Consider the following 14,855-nt stretch of genomic DNA (forward strand, 5'->3'; position numbering starts at 1 on the left):
GGAAGATGGCCCCGACCGTGGTCGGGGCCATCTTCCGTTATGTCATCACGGTCGGCGGGCCGAGGTCACGCGGTACACGTCGTACACGCCCTCCACGCCGCGCACCGCCTTCAGGACGTGGCCCAGGTGCTTGGGATCGCCCATCTCGAAGGTGAAGCGGGAGGTGGCGACGCGGTCGCGGGAGGTCTGGACGGCCGCCGACAGGATGTTGACGTGCTGGTCGGACAGCACCCGGGTGACGTCCGACAGGAGCCGGGAGCGGTCCAGCGCCTCGACCTGGATGGCGACCAGGAAGACGGACGACTGGGTCGGCGCCCACTCGACGTCGAGGATCCGCTCGGGCTGCTGCGAGAGCGAGTCGACGTTGACGCAGTCGGCGCGGTGAACCGATACGCCGCTGCCGCGGGTGACGAAGCCGATGATCGGGTCGCCCGGCACCGGCGTACAGCAGCGGGCCAGCTTGACCCAGACGTCCTCGACGCCCTTGACCACGACGCCCGGGTCGGCCTTGGTGCGGCGCTTGCCGCGGCCGCGGCTGGGCGGCGCCGACTCGGCGATGTCCTCGCTGGCGGCCTCCTCGCCGCCGAGCGCCTGCACCAGCTTCTGGACGATGGACTGGGCGGTGACGTGGCCCTCGCCGATCGCCGCGTACAGCGAGGAGATGTCGCTGTAGCGCATCTCGTGCGCGAGTGTGACCAGCGAGTCGCCGGTGAGGATGCGCTGGATCGGCAGGTTCTGCTTGCGCATGGCGCGCGCGATGGCGTCCTTGCCCTGCTCGATCGCCTCGTCGCGGCGCTCCTTGGAGAACCAGGCGCGGATCTTGTTCCTGGCCCGGGGCGACTTGACGAAGCCCAGCCAGTCGCGGGAGGGTCCGGCGCCGGCGGCCTTGGAGGTGAAGACCTCCACCAGGTCGCCGTTGTCGAGGGTGGATTCCAACGGGACGAGCCGTCCGTTGACCCGCGCTCCTATGGTGCGGTGGCCGACCTCGGTGTGGACGGCGTACGCGAAGTCGACCGGCGTCGCCCCGGCGGGCAGCGCTATGACGTCACCCTTCGGGGTGAAGACGAAGACCTCGTTGCGGGAGAGGTCGAAACGCAGGGACTCCAGGAACTCGCTGGGGTCCTCGGTCTCCTTCTGCCAGTCGAGCAGCTGGCGCAGCCACGCCATGTCGTTGATGTGGTCGTCCTTGCCGGCCTTCTTCGGTACGTCGGTGCGCACCTTGGAGGCGCCGGCGACGGCCTCCTGCTTGTACTTCCAGTGGGCGGCGATGCCGTACTCGGCGCGGCGGTGCATGTCGAAGGTACGGATCTGCAGCTCGACGGGCTTGCCGTTGGGGCCGATGACCGTCGTGTGGAGCGACTGGTACATGTTGAACTTCGGCATCGCGATGTAGTCCTTGAACCGGCCGGGGACCGGGTTCCATCGCGCGTGGACGGTGCCGAGGGCGGCGTAGCAGTCGCGGACCGTGTCGACGAGGACGCGGATGCCCACCAGGTCGTAGATCTCCGCGAAGTCACGGCCGCGGACGATCATCTTCTGGTAGACGCTGTAGTAGTGCTTCGGGCGGCCGGTGACGGTGGCCTTGATGCGGGCGGCGCGCAGGTCGGACTGGACCTCGTCGATGACGGTGGCGAGGTACTCGTCGCGCTTGGGGGCGCGCTCGGCGACGAGGCGGACGATCTCGTCGTACATCTTGGGGTAGAGGATCGCGAAGGCGAGGTCCTCGAGCTCCCACTTGATGGTGTTCATGCCCAGGCGGTGGGCGAGCGGCGCGTAGATCTCCAGGGTCTCGCGCGCCTTCTTCTCCTGCTTCTCCCGCTTGAGGTAGCGCATGGTGCGCATGTTGTGCAGGCGGTCGGCGAGCTTGATGACCAGGACGCGCGGGTCCTTGGCCATGGCGACGACCATCTTGCGGACGGTCTCGGCCTGCGCGGCCTCGCCGAACTTGACCTTGTCGAGCTTGGTGACGCCGTCGACGAGGAGGGCGACCTGGTCACCGAAGTCCTTGCGCAGCTGCTCCAGGCCGTACTCGGTGTCCTCGACGGTGTCGTGGAGGAGGCCCGCCATCAGCGTCGCGGGGTCCATGCCGAGCTCGGCGAGGATGGTGGTGACGGCGAGCGGGTGCGTGATGTACGGGTCGCCGCTCTTGCGCTTCTGGCCGCGGTGCCAGCGCTCGGCGACCTGGTAGGCGCGCTCGATCTGGCGGAGCGTCGACGTCTCGATCTTCGGGTCGTTGCTGCGGACTATGCGCAGCAGGGGCTCCAGGACCGGGTTGTACGGCGACGAGCGCTGCACGCCGAGCCGGGCGAGGCGGGCCCGGACGCGGTTGGAGGAGCCGCCGGAGCGGGCGGCGGCGGGCGTGGTGGGCTTCGGGGCCGGGCCGGAGGGGCGCTGCGGGGTGGCCGGGGGCCTGGGCGCGCCCTCCGCGGGCTCGTTCCGGTTCTGGGGCGTGGCTGGGGTCGCCGCGGCCTGGTCGGCCCGCTGGTCGGGTTTCGCGGCGGAGAGTGGCTGGGCCTCGTCTGGCAAGAGCGCTCCTCGTGCGGGTCCCGGGTCCCCCGGTCGAGCCCGGACACCCATGGTATCGACCCGGGCGGCCGGGTGCTTCACGCGGTTGGGGGCGGGTGCGGGACCGTCACAGGTACGGGCCGCGGGTACAGGCGGCGGGTACGGGCCGCGGGTACAGGCGGCGGGTACGACGACGGGCGCCGCGGGGGTGTTCCCCGGGCGCCCGTCGTACGTGCCTGCCTCGCGCGGTCAGAGCGCGATGAGCGCCTCCAGCGGCGCGCCGCCCAGGGCGGGCTCCAGGCGGGCCCGGCCGCCCAGGAAGCCGAGCTCCATGAGGACCGCGACGCCCGCGACCTCCGCGCCGGCCCGCCGGATGAGCTCCAGCGCGGCCTCGGCGGTGCCGCCGGTGGCGAGGACGTCGTCGATGACCATCACGCGGTCACCGGGGAGGAGGTCCTCGGCGTGCACCTCGATCTCGGCGGAGCCGTACTCCAGGTCGTACGCCTGGCTCAGCGTGGCCCCGGGCAGCTTGCCCGCCTTGCGGACGGGGATGAAGCCCAGCTGCGCGGTGACGGCGACCGGCGCGGCGAGGATGAAGCCGCGCGCCTCCAGGCCGACGATCTTGGTGGCGCCGCTGCGGACGCAGAGCTCGGCCAGCGCGCCGGTGAGGGCGTGGAACGCCTTCGGGTCGGCGAGCAGCGGGGTGATGTCCTTGAAGACCACGCCCGGCTTGGGGTAGTCCGGGACGTCCCGGATGCGGCTGAGCAGGAGTTCCCGCGTGCTGCTGTCGGTCATCGCCTCTTCCCCCGGCCGCGGGTCGGCTGACGGCGCTGGCCGACGACGGCCCCGGCGGGCGTCGCGTCGTCGCCGCCCTGGTCCGCGCCGTCCTGCGGCTCATCGCCGCCGTCCGTGGCGTCGGTGGAGGAGGACTCGCTCTTGGCGGCGGCGGCCCGCTTGGCCAGGACGCGCTTCTTCAGCGCCTTCATCTGCGGGTCGCGCTCCTTGAGGTCGGCGACCAGCGGCGTGGCGATGAAGATCGAGGAGTACGCGCCGGCGGCGAGGCCGACGAAGAGCGACAGCGAGATGTCGTTCAGCATGCCGGCGCCCAGGAAGCCGCCGCCGATGAAGAGCAGGCCCGCGACCGGCAGCAGCGCCACCACGGTGGTGTTGATGGAGCGCACCAGCGTGCTGTTGAGGCTGCGGTTGGCGATCTCGCTGTACGTCCAGCGCGTCTGCTTGGTGATGTCCTTCGACGCCTCCTTGAGACCGTCGAAGACGACGACGGTGTCGTAGAGGGAGTAACCGAGGATCGTGAGCAGACCGATCACGGTGCCGGGCGTGACCTCGAAGCCGACCAGGGCGTAGATGCCGACCGTGATGGTGAGGTCGTGGATCAGGGCGATCAGCGCGGCGAGCGCCATGCGCCACTCGAAGGCGATCGCGAGGTAGATCACCACGAGGATCATGAAGACGCCGAGGCCCGTCCAGGCCTTGTTGGCGATCTGCTCGCCCCAGCTCGGGCCGACCTGCTGGGCGTTGAGCTGGTCCTCGGGGACCTTCAGGTCGTCGGCGAGCGCCGTGGCGATCTTGTCGGCCTTGGCCGTGTCCACGTCGCTGATCTGGATGCGCAGGCCGCCGTTGCCCAGCTCCTGGACGATCGGGGTGTGGCCGGAGACCTCCGCGGTGGCGTCCCTGGCCTCGGCGACGGACACCGAGGTCTTGGGGGTGGTGATGACCACGCCGCCCTTGAACTCGATGCCCATGTTGAGGCCCTGGATCAGCAGTCCGGCGATGGCCGTGATGGTGATCAGGATGGAGACGCCGTACCAGAGCATCCGCTTGCCGACGAAGTCGTAACCGACCTCACCGCGGTACAGGCGGGCGCCGAGGGTGCCGAGTCGTGACATCTCACGCCTCCTTCGGGTCGATGGTCGCGGAGGCGGAACGGCGCGAGCGGCGCAGCGGAGGCTTGACTCCGAGGCGCTTGGGGTCCAGTCCCGACCACGCGTGGCCGCTGCCGAAGAACTTCGTCCGGGCGAACAGCGTCATCAGCGGCTTGGTGAAGAGGAACACGACGACGACGTCGAGGAGGGTCGTCAGGCCGAGCGTGAACGCGAAGCCCTGCACCTTGCCGACGGTCACGATGAACAGCACCGCGGCGGCGAGGAACGACACGAAGTCGGAGACGAGGATGGTGCGCCGGGCGCGCGGCCAGGCCCGCTCGACGGCCGGGCGGAGCGTGCGGCCCTCGCGGATCTCGTCACGGATGCGTTCGAAGTACACGATGAAGGAGTCCGCGGTGATACCGATCGCGACGATGGCGCCGCAGACGGCCGGCAGGTTCAGCGCGAAGCCGATGGCCGGGCCGAGGAGCGCCATCAGCGCGTAGGTGAGGACTGCGGAGGCGACGAGGCTGAGGAGCGCGATGAGCGCCAGGCCCCGGTAGTACACCACCAGGTAGATCACGACGAGCGCAAGGCCGATGGCACCGGCGATCAGGCCGGCCATGAGCTGCTCGCCACCGAGCGCCGGGCTGACGGTGTCGACGCTCTCCTCCTCGAAGGAGAGCGGGAGCGCGCCGTAGGACAGGATGTTGGCCAGGTCGGTGGCGGTGTCCTGGTTGAAGCTGCCGGTGATCTCGGCGCTGCCGCCGCCGATGACGCTGTTGACGGACGGGGCGGAGACCACCTGGCCGTCGAGCATGATCGCGAACTGGTTCTGCGGCGGGGCCTGCGAGGCGAGCTTGCCGGTGGTGGCGGCGAACTTCTTGGCGCCCTTGTCGGTGAAGCCGAGCTGGACGATCCAGATGCCGCGGCTCGGGTCGAGGACGCCCTTGGCCTCGTCGACGTCCGTGCCCTCGACCTCGGACGGGCCGAGGATGTACTTGGCGTCGCCCTCGCTGCCACAGGCGACGGTGGGCTTGGCCGGGTCGGCGTTGCGCGCCGGGTTGGGCACTTCCTTCTTCTCGCCCTTGGGGCGGCAGTCCAGCGCGGCGAACTGCGCTTCCAGGCCGGCGGCGCCCGCGTCGGCGGAGCCGGACGGCTTCGGGCTGCCGGTGGGGCTGCCGGACGGGGCCGGCTTGCCGGAGGGGGTCGCCGACGGCGAGGGGGCCTTCTTCAGGGCGTCCGGGACGGCGCGGCCCTGAGTGGTGGCGCTGGGCGAGGGGGTCGCCTTGCCGCTGGGCGTGGCCTTGCCGCTGGGGCTGGCGCTGGGGCTCGGGGAGCCGCTCGCGGCGGGCGGCTCCTCGATGGGGCCGCTGCCGGCGGCGGTGAGCACCGGCCGGAAGTACAGCTGGGCGGTGGTGCCGACCTGCTCGCGGGCCTGCTTGGAGTCCGTCGCCTTGGGGATGTTGACGATGATGTGCCGCTCGCCCTGCTGCTGGACCTCCGCCTCCGAGACACCCAGACCGTTGACGCGGCGTTCGATGATGCCGATCGCGGTCTGCATGTTGGTGTTGTTGATGGAGTCCGGCTTGCCGGGCTGGTTCTCCGCCCTGAGCGTGATGCTCGTGCCGCCGGCGAGGTCGATGCCCAGGCGCGGGGTGAGGTCACCCGACGCGAACATCCCGCCGATCAGGGCGCCCATGACGATCAGGATCAGGGCCAGGGCACGCCCTGGCCTGCCCTGGCCCCCCGTCGCCTGCCCTCTGCCCTTCTTGGGTGCTGCCACCTTCTCGTTTCTCCCTGTCCAACCGCCACGCGCCGGGTGAGCGTCGAGGCGGCCACGAAGTGGTGTGGGGATTCCCCCGCGTGTGTCGGCACGGACGCGCGGACCGCGGTACGCCGCTGCGCGGCGTCACGCGGTCCCGGATGATGCCAGCCTTACTTCGCGTCGGTGTCGCCGTCGCTCTTGTCGTCGGTCTTGGCGTCCTTGGCGTCCTTGGTGGCGTCGATCGCCTCGGGAGCGGTCCCGGCGTCGTCGGCCGCGTCCTTCTTGCCGAGGTCGATCTTGTCACCCTCGGTGAGCGAGGAGATGTCGTCCGGGACGACGGCATCGTCGGTCTCGGCGTCGGTCTCGGTGCCGGTGTCGCCGTGGACGATGCGGTTGTACTCCTCGTCCTCGAGGACGGCGCCGATCGCGTTCTTCGCGTAGACGGCGTGGACGCCCGGGGCGACCTCGAGGAGGACCGTGTCCTCGCCGACCTCCTTGACGGTGGCGTACATCCCCCCGATCGTCCGCACGCCGGAGCCGGGCTGCATCTGGTTGCGCATCGCCGCTGCCTGCTGCTGCTTCTTCTTGGCGGAGCGGGTCATCAGGAACATGGCCCCGATGAGGACGATGAACGGGAGAAGGGTCACGATATCCACGGGACGACAAATCCTTCGCACGGTCGCGGTCGGCGTCGGGGTCGGCCGCGGCCTGGTCTTCGGGGGTGGGTACGCCGACCGAAGGGTCGGCATCGGCGGAGTCTAGGCGAGTCCGCATCATTGGAACAACGCCCAGCATGGCACCGTGGTTCCGGGCCCGGCGAGTGACCTCGCCGTCACGCCCCGAACAGCCCCTGTTGTCCGCTTCCCGGCCCGTGGGCCTGCGGCGGTACGAGCCCGAGGTGGGCCCACGCGGCGGGCGTCGCGACCCGCCCCCTGGGCGTACGGGCCAGCAGCCCCTCCCGTACGAGGAAGGGCTCGGCGACCTCCTCGACGGTCTCGCGCTCCTCGCCCACGGCGACGGCGAGCGTGGACAGACCGACCGGGCCGCCGCCGAAGAGCTTGAGGAGCGCCTGCAGCACCGCCCGGTCGAGCCGGTCGAGGCCGCGGCCGTCCACCTCGTACACCGCGAGCGCGGTGGCGGCGATCTCGCGGGTGATCACGCCGTCGGCCTTGACCTGGGCGTAGTCGCGGACGCGGCGCAGCAGGCGGTTGGCGATGCGGGGCGTGCCGCGGGAGCGGCCGGCGATCTCGGCGGCGCCGTCCGCCTCGATCTCGACGTCGAGGAGCCGGGCGGAGCGGTGGACGACCCGCTCCAGCTCGCTCGGGGCGTAGAACTCCATGTGGGCGGTGAAGCCGAAGCGGTCGCGCAGCGGGGGCGGCAGCAGTCCGGCCCGGGTGGTGGCGCCGACCAGAGTGAAGGGCGGCAGCTCCAGCGGGATGGCGGTGGCGCCGGGGCCCTTGCCGACGATGACGTCGACGCGGAAGTCCTCCATCGCCATGTAGAGCATCTCCTCGGCGGGCCGGGACATCCGGTGGATCTCGTCGAGGAAGAGGACCTCGCCCTCCTGGAGGGAGGAGAGGATCGCGGCGAGGTCGCCGGCGTGCTGGATGGCGGGGCCGGAGGTGATGCGGATGGGGGCGCCCATCTCGGCGGCGATGATCATGGAGAGGGTGGTCTTGCCGAGACCGGGGGCGCCGGAGAGCAGCACGTGGTCGGCGGTGGCCCCGCGCGCGAGGGCCGCCTTGAGCACCAGGTCCAGCTGCTCGCGCACCCGCTCCTGGCCCACGAACTCGTCCAGCGACTTGGGGCGCAGGGCGGCCTCGACGGCCTGGTCCTCGCCGTCGGCGGCCGCGCCGACCAGCCGCTCGGCGGGGGCGGTCGCGGGGTCGTCGGCCGGGGGTGCGGTGTCGTCCCAGTTCACAGTTCGAATGCCTCGTGGGGTCAGCGGGTGCGGTTGAGGGTCTGGAGCGCGGCCTTGAGGAGCTGGCCGATCTGCGGCTCGCCGCCGGCCGCCTCGGCCTGCGGGGTGACGGCCGCGACCGCCTCGTCGGCCTCGCGCGTGGCGTAGCCGAGGCCGATCAGGGCGGCGTGCAGCTGGTCGCTCCAGGAGCGGGTGGCCGTCGCGGCGCGGGCGGCGGGTACGGAGCCGAGGGGCTCGCCGAGCCGGTCCTTGAGCTCCAGCAGCAGCTTCTGGGCGCCCTTCTTGCCGATGCCGGGGACGGCGGTGAGCGCCTTCTCGTCGCCGGAGGCGACCGCGGCGCGCAGTGCGTCGGGGCTGTGCACGGCGAGCATGGCCTGGGCGAGGCGCGGGCCGACGCCGCTGGCGGTCTGGAGCAGCTCGAAGACCTGGCGCTCGTCGTCGTCGGCGAAGCCGTACAGGGTGAGGGAGTCCTCCCGGACGACCAATGAGGTGGCGAGGCGGGCTTCCTGACCGACCTTCAGGCCGGCGATGGTGTTCGGCGCGCACTGGACGGCCATGCCGACGCCGCCGACCTCGATCACGGCGGTGGTCGGGGCGAGCGCGGCGACGGGGCCGCTCACGAAGGCGATCATGCGGTACGGCCTTTCACGGTCATGGCCCGGTGGGCGGCGACGGCTTGCTGGAGCCGGTTCTGGGCGGGGGCCCGCCAGATGTGGCAGATGGCGAGGGCGAGGGCGTCGGCGGCGTCGGCCGGTTTCGGCGGGGCGTCGAGCCGCAGGAGGCGGGTCACCATGGCGCCGACCTGCGCCTTGTCGGCGCGGCCGCTGCCGGTGACGGCGGCCTTGACCTCGCTGGGGGTGTGCAGGGCGACGGGCAGTCCGCGGCGTGAGGCGCACAGGATGGCGACGGCGCTGGCCTGGGCCGTGCCCATGACCGTACGGACGTTGTGCTGGCTGAAGACGCGCTCCACGGCGACCATTTCGGGGCGGTGCTCGTCGAGCCACTCCTCTATGCCGCGCTCGATGGCGACCAGCCGGTGACCGGTCTCCGCGTCGGCCGGTGTGCGCACGACACCGACGCCGAGCATCGTCAGCGGACGGCCGGCGACGCCTTCGACGACACCGACGCCGCACCGCGTCAGCCCTGGGTCCACCCCGAGAACACGCACGCCACCCCTCCTTCGTCAATCTGTTTGTGCAGGCTATCGGGTGGCACTGACAACGCGACGGGCCGACGGGTGTGTCCCGTCGGCCCGTTCGCGTGCGTGCGTGCGTCGGTCAGGCGTCGACCTTCGCCATGACGTCGTCGGAGACGTCGAAGTTGGCGAAGACGTTCTGCACGTCGTCGCTGTCCTCCAGCGCGTCGATCAGCTTGAAGATCTTGCGCGCGCCCTCCTCGTCGAGCTCGACCTGCATGGTCGGGACGAAGTTGGCGTCGGCCGAGTCGTAGTCGATGCCGGCCTCCTGGAGGGCGGTGCGGACCGCGACCAGGTCGGTGGCCTCGCTGATGACCTCGAAGCTCTCACCGAGGTCGTTGACTTCCTCGGCACCCGCGTCCAGGACCGCGCCGAGCACGTCGTCCTCGGTCAGCTCGCCCTTGGGGACGATGACGACGCCCTTGCGGTTGAACAGGTACGACACCGAGCCCGGGTCGGCCATCGAGCCGCCGTTGCGGGTCATGGCGACGCGGACGTCCGAGGCGGCGCGGTTGCGGTTGTCGGTGAGGCACTCGATGAGCACCGCGACGCCGTTCGGGCCGTAACCCTCGTACATGATCGTCTCGTAGTCGGCGCCACCGGCCTCCAGGCCGGCGCCGCGCTTGACCGCGGAGTCGATGTTCTTGTTCGGGACGGAGCTCTTCTTCGCCTTCTGGATGGCGTCGTAGAGCGTGGGGTTGCCGTCCGGGTCGCCGCCGCCGGTGCGGGCGGCGACCTCGATGTTCTTGATCAGCTTCGCGAAGAGCTTGCCGCGCTTGGCGTCGATCACGGCCTTCTTGTGCTTCGTCGTAGCCCATTTAGAGTGGCCGGACATCTGCCTGTCTCCTTCGCGTAACCCATTTCAGAACGAACCCCAGAGATCCTACCGGGACGGGATCAGCGCGTGGCGCGCACCATCTCCACGAACAGGGCGTGGACGCGGTGGTCGCCGGTCAGTTCCGGGTGGAACGACGTGGCGAGCGCGTTGCCCTGCCGTACGGCGACGATGTGGCCGTCGTGCTCGGCGATGACCTCGGCCTGGGCGCCGACCGACTCGACCCAGGGGGCGCGGATGAAGACGCCCTCCACGGGCCCGCCGTCGACGCCGGCGACCTCGACGCCCGCCTCGAAGGACTCGTTCTGCCGCCCGAAGGCGTTGCGCCGCACGATCATGTCGATGCCGCCGAGGGTCTCCTGGCCCGAGCGCGGGTCGAGGATCTTGTCGGCGAGCATGATCAGGCCGGCGCAGGTGCCGTAGACGGGCATGCCCGCCTTGATGCGCTCACGCAGGGGCTCCATGAGCCCGAAGAGCACGGCCAGCTTGGAGATGGTGGTGGACTCGCCGCCGGGGATGACCAGGCCGTCGACCTCGGCGAGCTCTTCGGGGCGCCGGACCGGCCTGGCCACGGCGTCCGCCGCGGCCAGGGCGATCAGGTGCTCCCGTACGTCGCCCTGGAGGGCCAGGACACCGATAACGGGGGTGTTGCTCATGGTGTTGTACGCCTTACCAGCCGCGGTTCGCGTAGCGCTCGGCCTCGGGGAGGGTGTCGCAGTTGATGCCGACCATGGCCTCGCCCAGGTTGCGGGAGGCGTCGGCGATGATCTTCGGGTCGTCGTAGAAGGTGGTGGCCTTCACGATGGCGGCGGCGCGCTTGGCCGGGTCGCCCGACTTGAAGATGCCGGAGCCGACGAAGACGCCCTCGGCGCCGAGCTGGCGCATCAGCGCGGCGTCGGCGGGGGTGGCGACGCCACCGGCGGAGAACAGCACGACCGGCAGCTTGCCGAGCTCGGCGACCTCCTTGACGAGCTCGTACGGGGCGCGCAGCTCCTTGGCGGCGGCGAACAGCTCGTTGTTGTCGAAGCCGCGCAGCTTGGCGATCTCGTTCTTGATCTGGCGCAGGTGGCGGACGGCCTCGACGACGTTGCCGGTGCCGGCCTCGCCCTTGGAGCGGATCATGGCCGCGCCCTCGGCGATGCGGCGCAGGGCCTCACCGAGGTTGGTGGCGCCACAGACGAAGGGGGTGGTGAAGGCCCACTTGTCGGAGTGGTTGACCTCGTCGGCCGGGGTGAGGACCTCGGACTCGTCGATGTAGTCGACACCGAGGGACTGCAGGACCTGGGCCTCGACGAAGTGGCCGATGCGGGACTTGGCCATGACCGGGATGGAGACCGCGTCGATGATCTCCTCGATCATGTTCGGGTCGGACATCCGGGCCACGCCGCCGTCCTTGCGGATGTCGGCGGGGACCCGCTCCAGGGCCATGACCGCGACGGCGCCGGCGTCCTCGGCGATCTTCGCCTGCTCGGCGTTGACCACGTCCATGATCACGCCGCCCTTGAGCTGCTCGGCCATGCCGCGCTTCACGCGGGCGGTGCCGGTCTCGGGGGACTGCGGGGTGGTGGGGAGCGTGCTGGACACGAGGGACCTCACTCGAAAGAACAGGGGGTTTTCGACAACAGTGAGGAAACCCGCCCCGGCCAGTCCACATCAAGGGCCAATAGTGAGCCGGTGGCTCGTTTTCACGTCGGTGACCTGGTTACGGCCGGTCCGCGAGTGCCACGGGGGGCTCGTCGTCCATCTCGAACGCCATCGGGAACGGCGCGTGGCCCGCCAGCCGGAACCAGCGCACCGTGCGGTGCCTGCGCAGCGCCCGCGCCGCCCGTACGGCGTCGTTGTGGAACCGCCGGGCCATCGGCACCCGCCGCACCGCCGCCGCGAGCTCCAGTGCCGCCTCCTCGCCGCCGGGTGCGTCCCGCACCACCTCGACCTGCTCCGGCTCGCCGAACACGGCGCGCAGCGCCTGGCTCAGCTCGCTCTCGGCGACCTCGCGGTGCTCCTCCTCGGCCTGCCGGGCCGCGTGCGCCGCCTCGTACAACACGATCGACGCCGCCGGGTCCAGCACCTTGGAGGTGGCCAGCTCCTGGGCGACGGAGGCGCGCCGTACGAGCTGGGCGTCGAGCGCGGCGCGGGCGGCGTCGATCCGGGCGTGCAGCCGGTCGAGCCGGCCCGCGGTCCAGCTCAGGTAGAGACCGATCGCGACCAGGCCGACGACGATCCAGATGAGGGTTTCGATCACGGGCGCACAGGCTACCGGGGCGCCGGCATGCGCCCTTCCCACACCGAGCGGTCGTGCGCGAAGAGGACGCGGCTCGGCTCGAACTCCGCGAGCCGGTCCAGCCAGGGCCGGTAGCGGCCCTCGAACTCCTCGGCCCCCTCGGCGCGGGCGCGGCGGGCCATCTCGTCGGACGCGAACTCCGAGGCGAAGTCGTACGCCTGCCCCGCCAGCACCGTGGTGCCCTCGCGTCCGGAGACGACCAGGGACTGGTGCCCGGCCGTGTGCCCGGGCGTCGGGACGACCCGGACTCCCGGCCATACCTCGGCCTCGCCGTCGAGCTCCTCGTAGCGGGCGCCGGGGAAGTCGACGAGCGCGTCGATGGTGTAGTCGCCGGCGCGGGCGGTGGCGAGCTCACCGCGCTGGACGAGAACGGGACGGCCCGCGAGGAGCGGGTTCCCCCCGCAGTGGTCGAAGTGGAGGTGGCAGTTCACGACGAGGTCGATGTCGTCCGTGCTCACACCTCTCGCCGCGAGCGCGGCGCCGAGGTCCTTGCGGCGCGGCCGGTAGTGCGCCTCGGCCTCGGGGTCGCCGGAGCCGAGGCCGGTGTCGAAGAGCAGGAGTCCGGCCTCGTGCCGTACGAGGTACGCGAGCACGGGCTCGACGCGCGGGTCCGCGGTGCCCGCCTCGGCGGCGGGGCGGATGAAGTGCCCGAGGTCGAGCCGTTCGATGGCGGTGTGCTGTCCCATGCCCCCATGATCTCTACGCGCCGGCGCGGCGGAAGAGGGCCGTCCACAGGAACGGCTCGCCGAAGCGCGGTGACTCCGGTGCCTCGTCGCGCATGCGGCGCAGCTCGATCTCGGTCAGACCGGCGAAGACGCGACGCAGCGCGTCGGGTGTGTAGGCGAGGCCGCCCCGGAGACCGCCCTCGCGATTCTCACGGCTGCGCCGGTAGAAGGCGGTGTCGGGCAGCTCCGAGCCCATGCCGCCGGGGCCGGCCGCGAAGCACGCCAGGCCGAAGCGGCCCCCGGGCGCGAGGACCCGGTCCAGGAGGGCGAGGTAGCTCACGCGGCGGTGGGGCGGCAGGTGGTGGAAGCAGCCGGAGTCGTACACCAGGTCGTACGGGCCGCCGGGCCGCTGTGCGGTCCAGTCGGCGTCGAAGGCGTCTCCGCAGTGGAAGCGGACCTTCGCCCCCGCCTCGCGGGCCCGCTCCTCGGCCCAGGCGACGGCGGCCGGGGACAGGTCCACGGCGTCCACCTCGCACCCGAGAGAGGCGAGGTAGAGCGCATTGCGTCCGGGCCCGCAGCCCAGGTCCAGGACGCGGGCGCCCGGCGCGAGCAGCCCGCGCTCGACGTACGAGACGAGGTTCTCGTCCGGCTTGGAGACGAAGAACGGCACCGGCCGGGACCGGTCCGCGTAGAACCCGTCCCACCAGGCCGCCGCCCCGTCCGTCCACCGGTCGGCCTCCGGCGCGAAGAGCCCGTCCAGGAGCGCCATGACGTCGTCCACCGTGCGTATGTCCCGGTCCATCCGGTCCCCCTCCCACGTGGTCTCGATCCTAGGCCGGAACACGCCAAAACCCCAGGTCACCAGGGGCGTGGCGGACCCGTGGAGGGCCTCGCAGCGGGCTATCCCCAGGCGACCCGGCCCTGCCCCCCGGCGCCCGTACCACCGCCCTCCCGGGCCCCGCCGAAGCCCGGGAAAGGGCCTTTACGGACGGCTCCGGAGCGGCTTTTTCACCAACGGCCGCCCGTGCCTCGCCTTCGCCGCCTCAGACCCGCGCCACCACCGCGTACCGCTCGTCCGCCACCGGGCCGCCCCACAGCTCCGGGACCCCGCTGAGCGGCTCGACGTCCAGGTCGCTGACGAGTGGACGCACCACCGAGGCCAGCTCCTCCGCGCTCACGCCCCCGTTCCACGGCAGGTCCTCGGCACCCGGTACGTAGGCGGTGGGTCCCGCCTCGCGCCAGCGGCCCTCGACCAGCAGGAGCCGGCCGCCCGGACGGAGTCGGTCCACCCAGGCGCGCAGCGCCGCCCCGGGGTCGGGCAGCGTCCATATCAGGTGCCGTGAGACGAGCATGTCGAAGCGGTCCTCGCCCGTGGGCGGCGCGGCCGCGTCGCCGACGAGGAAGCGCGCGGCGAGCCCGGCGGCCGCCGCCTTGGCCCGCGCCTGCTCGACCATGCGCGGCGCGAGGTCCACGCCGGTCACGCGGTGCCCCGCCGAGGCGAGCAGCACCGAGAGCGAGCCGGTGCCGCAGCCCACGTCCAGCACGTCGGACGGCTCGGCGGGCGCCCACCGCAGCACGCGGTCCCGCCAGGCGGCACGGGTCGGCGCCGCCCGCAGGCCGTGATCGGGTTCGTCGTCGAACGTCGCCGCGGCGGCGTCCCAGTAGCCCGTGATGGCAGAGGCGAGCTCGGTCGCTCCGGTCGCGTCGGTGGAGGCGGTCGCTTCGGTCGCCTCGGCCGCTTCGGTCGCTTCGGTCATGGAAGTGATCGTCGCAGGCACCACTGACAATGCCCGGCGCGATCC

Annotated in this window: 15 protein-coding genes; all 15 read right to left on the reverse strand. The window is 71.7% G+C overall.

Going from position 1 to position 14,855, the window contains the following annotated elements; all coding sequences use genetic code 11:
- Nucleotides 1–45 precede the first annotated feature (45 nt).
- The 15 genes from AB0A69_RS30780 to AB0A69_RS30850 all read right to left on the reverse strand — a co-directional run bounded on the left by AB0A69_RS30780 (nucleotide 46) and on the right by AB0A69_RS30850 (nucleotide 14,810).
- Nucleotides 46–2,526, reverse strand: a complete 2,481-nt coding sequence (locus tag AB0A69_RS30780) for a RelA/SpoT family protein (protein WP_361428848.1) — start codon at nucleotides 2,524–2,526, stop codon at nucleotides 46–48.
- A 228-nt stretch (nucleotides 2,527–2,754) separates the two neighbouring features.
- Nucleotides 2,755–3,300, reverse strand: a complete 546-nt coding sequence (locus AB0A69_RS30785) for an adenine phosphoribosyltransferase (RefSeq protein ID WP_361428850.1) — start codon at nucleotides 3,298–3,300, stop codon at nucleotides 2,755–2,757.
- Nucleotides 3,297–4,412 carry a protein translocase subunit SecF gene (secF, locus tag AB0A69_RS30790; protein WP_361428852.1) on the reverse strand — a complete coding sequence of 372 codons (1,116 nt, stop codon included), beginning with the start codon at nucleotides 4,410–4,412 and terminating at the stop codon, nucleotides 3,297–3,299. Before secF ends, AB0A69_RS30785 begins: the two co-directional genes overlap by 4 nt.
- A gap of 1 nt (nucleotide 4,413) precedes the next feature.
- A complete protein-coding gene (secD, locus tag AB0A69_RS30795) occupies nucleotides 4,414–6,174 on the reverse strand; it encodes a protein translocase subunit SecD (RefSeq protein WP_361428854.1) in 1,761 nt (586 codons plus the stop codon).
- A gap of 152 nt (nucleotides 6,175–6,326) precedes the next feature.
- The gene (gene yajC / locus AB0A69_RS30800) at nucleotides 6,327–6,812 is read right to left on the reverse strand and encodes a preprotein translocase subunit YajC (protein WP_361428856.1); all 486 of its coding nucleotides are present in this window, start codon (nucleotides 6,810–6,812) and stop codon (nucleotides 6,327–6,329) included.
- A 176-nt stretch (nucleotides 6,813–6,988) separates the two neighbouring features.
- Nucleotides 6,989–8,077 (reverse strand): Holliday junction branch migration DNA helicase RuvB, encoded by a 1,089-nt coding sequence (ruvB, locus tag AB0A69_RS30805; protein WP_361428858.1) that lies wholly within the window; start codon nucleotides 8,075–8,077, stop codon nucleotides 6,989–6,991.
- Between the two features lie 20 nt (nucleotides 8,078–8,097).
- Nucleotides 8,098–8,709, reverse strand: a complete 612-nt coding sequence (ruvA, locus tag AB0A69_RS30810) for a Holliday junction branch migration protein RuvA (RefSeq protein ID WP_361428860.1) — start codon at nucleotides 8,707–8,709, stop codon at nucleotides 8,098–8,100.
- Nucleotides 8,706–9,245, reverse strand: coding sequence for a crossover junction endodeoxyribonuclease RuvC (ruvC, locus tag AB0A69_RS30815; RefSeq protein WP_361428862.1), 540 nt, complete (start codon nucleotides 9,243–9,245; stop codon nucleotides 8,706–8,708). The genes ruvA and ruvC overlap by 4 nt, the downstream gene beginning before the upstream one ends.
- 109 nt (nucleotides 9,246–9,354) lie before the next feature.
- Nucleotides 9,355–10,107, reverse strand: a complete 753-nt coding sequence (locus tag AB0A69_RS30820) for a YebC/PmpR family DNA-binding transcriptional regulator (protein ID WP_351823323.1) — start codon at nucleotides 10,105–10,107, stop codon at nucleotides 9,355–9,357.
- Nucleotides 10,108–10,169: 62 nt separating this feature from the next.
- Nucleotides 10,170–10,763 carry a pyridoxal 5'-phosphate synthase glutaminase subunit PdxT gene (gene pdxT, locus AB0A69_RS30825; RefSeq protein WP_361428864.1) on the reverse strand — a complete coding sequence of 198 codons (594 nt, stop codon included), beginning with the start codon at nucleotides 10,761–10,763 and terminating at the stop codon, nucleotides 10,170–10,172.
- 13 nt (nucleotides 10,764–10,776) lie between these two features.
- Entirely contained in the window at nucleotides 10,777–11,691 is a 915-nt protein-coding gene (pdxS, locus tag AB0A69_RS30830) for a pyridoxal 5'-phosphate synthase lyase subunit PdxS (protein ID WP_355365623.1), read from the reverse strand.
- A 118-nt stretch (nucleotides 11,692–11,809) separates the two neighbouring features.
- On the reverse strand, nucleotides 11,810–12,349 hold the full coding sequence (locus AB0A69_RS30835; protein WP_361428867.1) for a hypothetical protein: 540 nt from the start codon (nucleotides 12,347–12,349) through the stop codon (nucleotides 11,810–11,812).
- Between the two features lie 11 nt (nucleotides 12,350–12,360).
- Nucleotides 12,361–13,074: an N-acyl homoserine lactonase family protein gene (locus tag AB0A69_RS30840; RefSeq protein ID WP_361428869.1), complete on the reverse strand. Its 714-nt coding sequence runs from the start codon at nucleotides 13,072–13,074 to the stop codon at nucleotides 12,361–12,363.
- A gap of 13 nt (nucleotides 13,075–13,087) precedes the next feature.
- Nucleotides 13,088–13,855: a class I SAM-dependent methyltransferase gene (locus AB0A69_RS30845; protein WP_361428871.1), complete on the reverse strand. Its 768-nt coding sequence runs from the start codon at nucleotides 13,853–13,855 to the stop codon at nucleotides 13,088–13,090.
- A 241-nt stretch (nucleotides 13,856–14,096) separates the two neighbouring features.
- Nucleotides 14,097–14,810 carry a methyltransferase domain-containing protein gene (locus tag AB0A69_RS30850; RefSeq protein WP_361428873.1) on the reverse strand — a complete coding sequence of 238 codons (714 nt, stop codon included), beginning with the start codon at nucleotides 14,808–14,810 and terminating at the stop codon, nucleotides 14,097–14,099.
- Nucleotides 14,811–14,855: the final 45 nt, after the last annotated feature.

This window comes from Streptomyces sp. NPDC045431, from assembly GCF_040646655.1.
Lineage (GTDB): Bacteria > Actinomycetota > Actinomycetes > Streptomycetales > Streptomycetaceae > Streptomyces.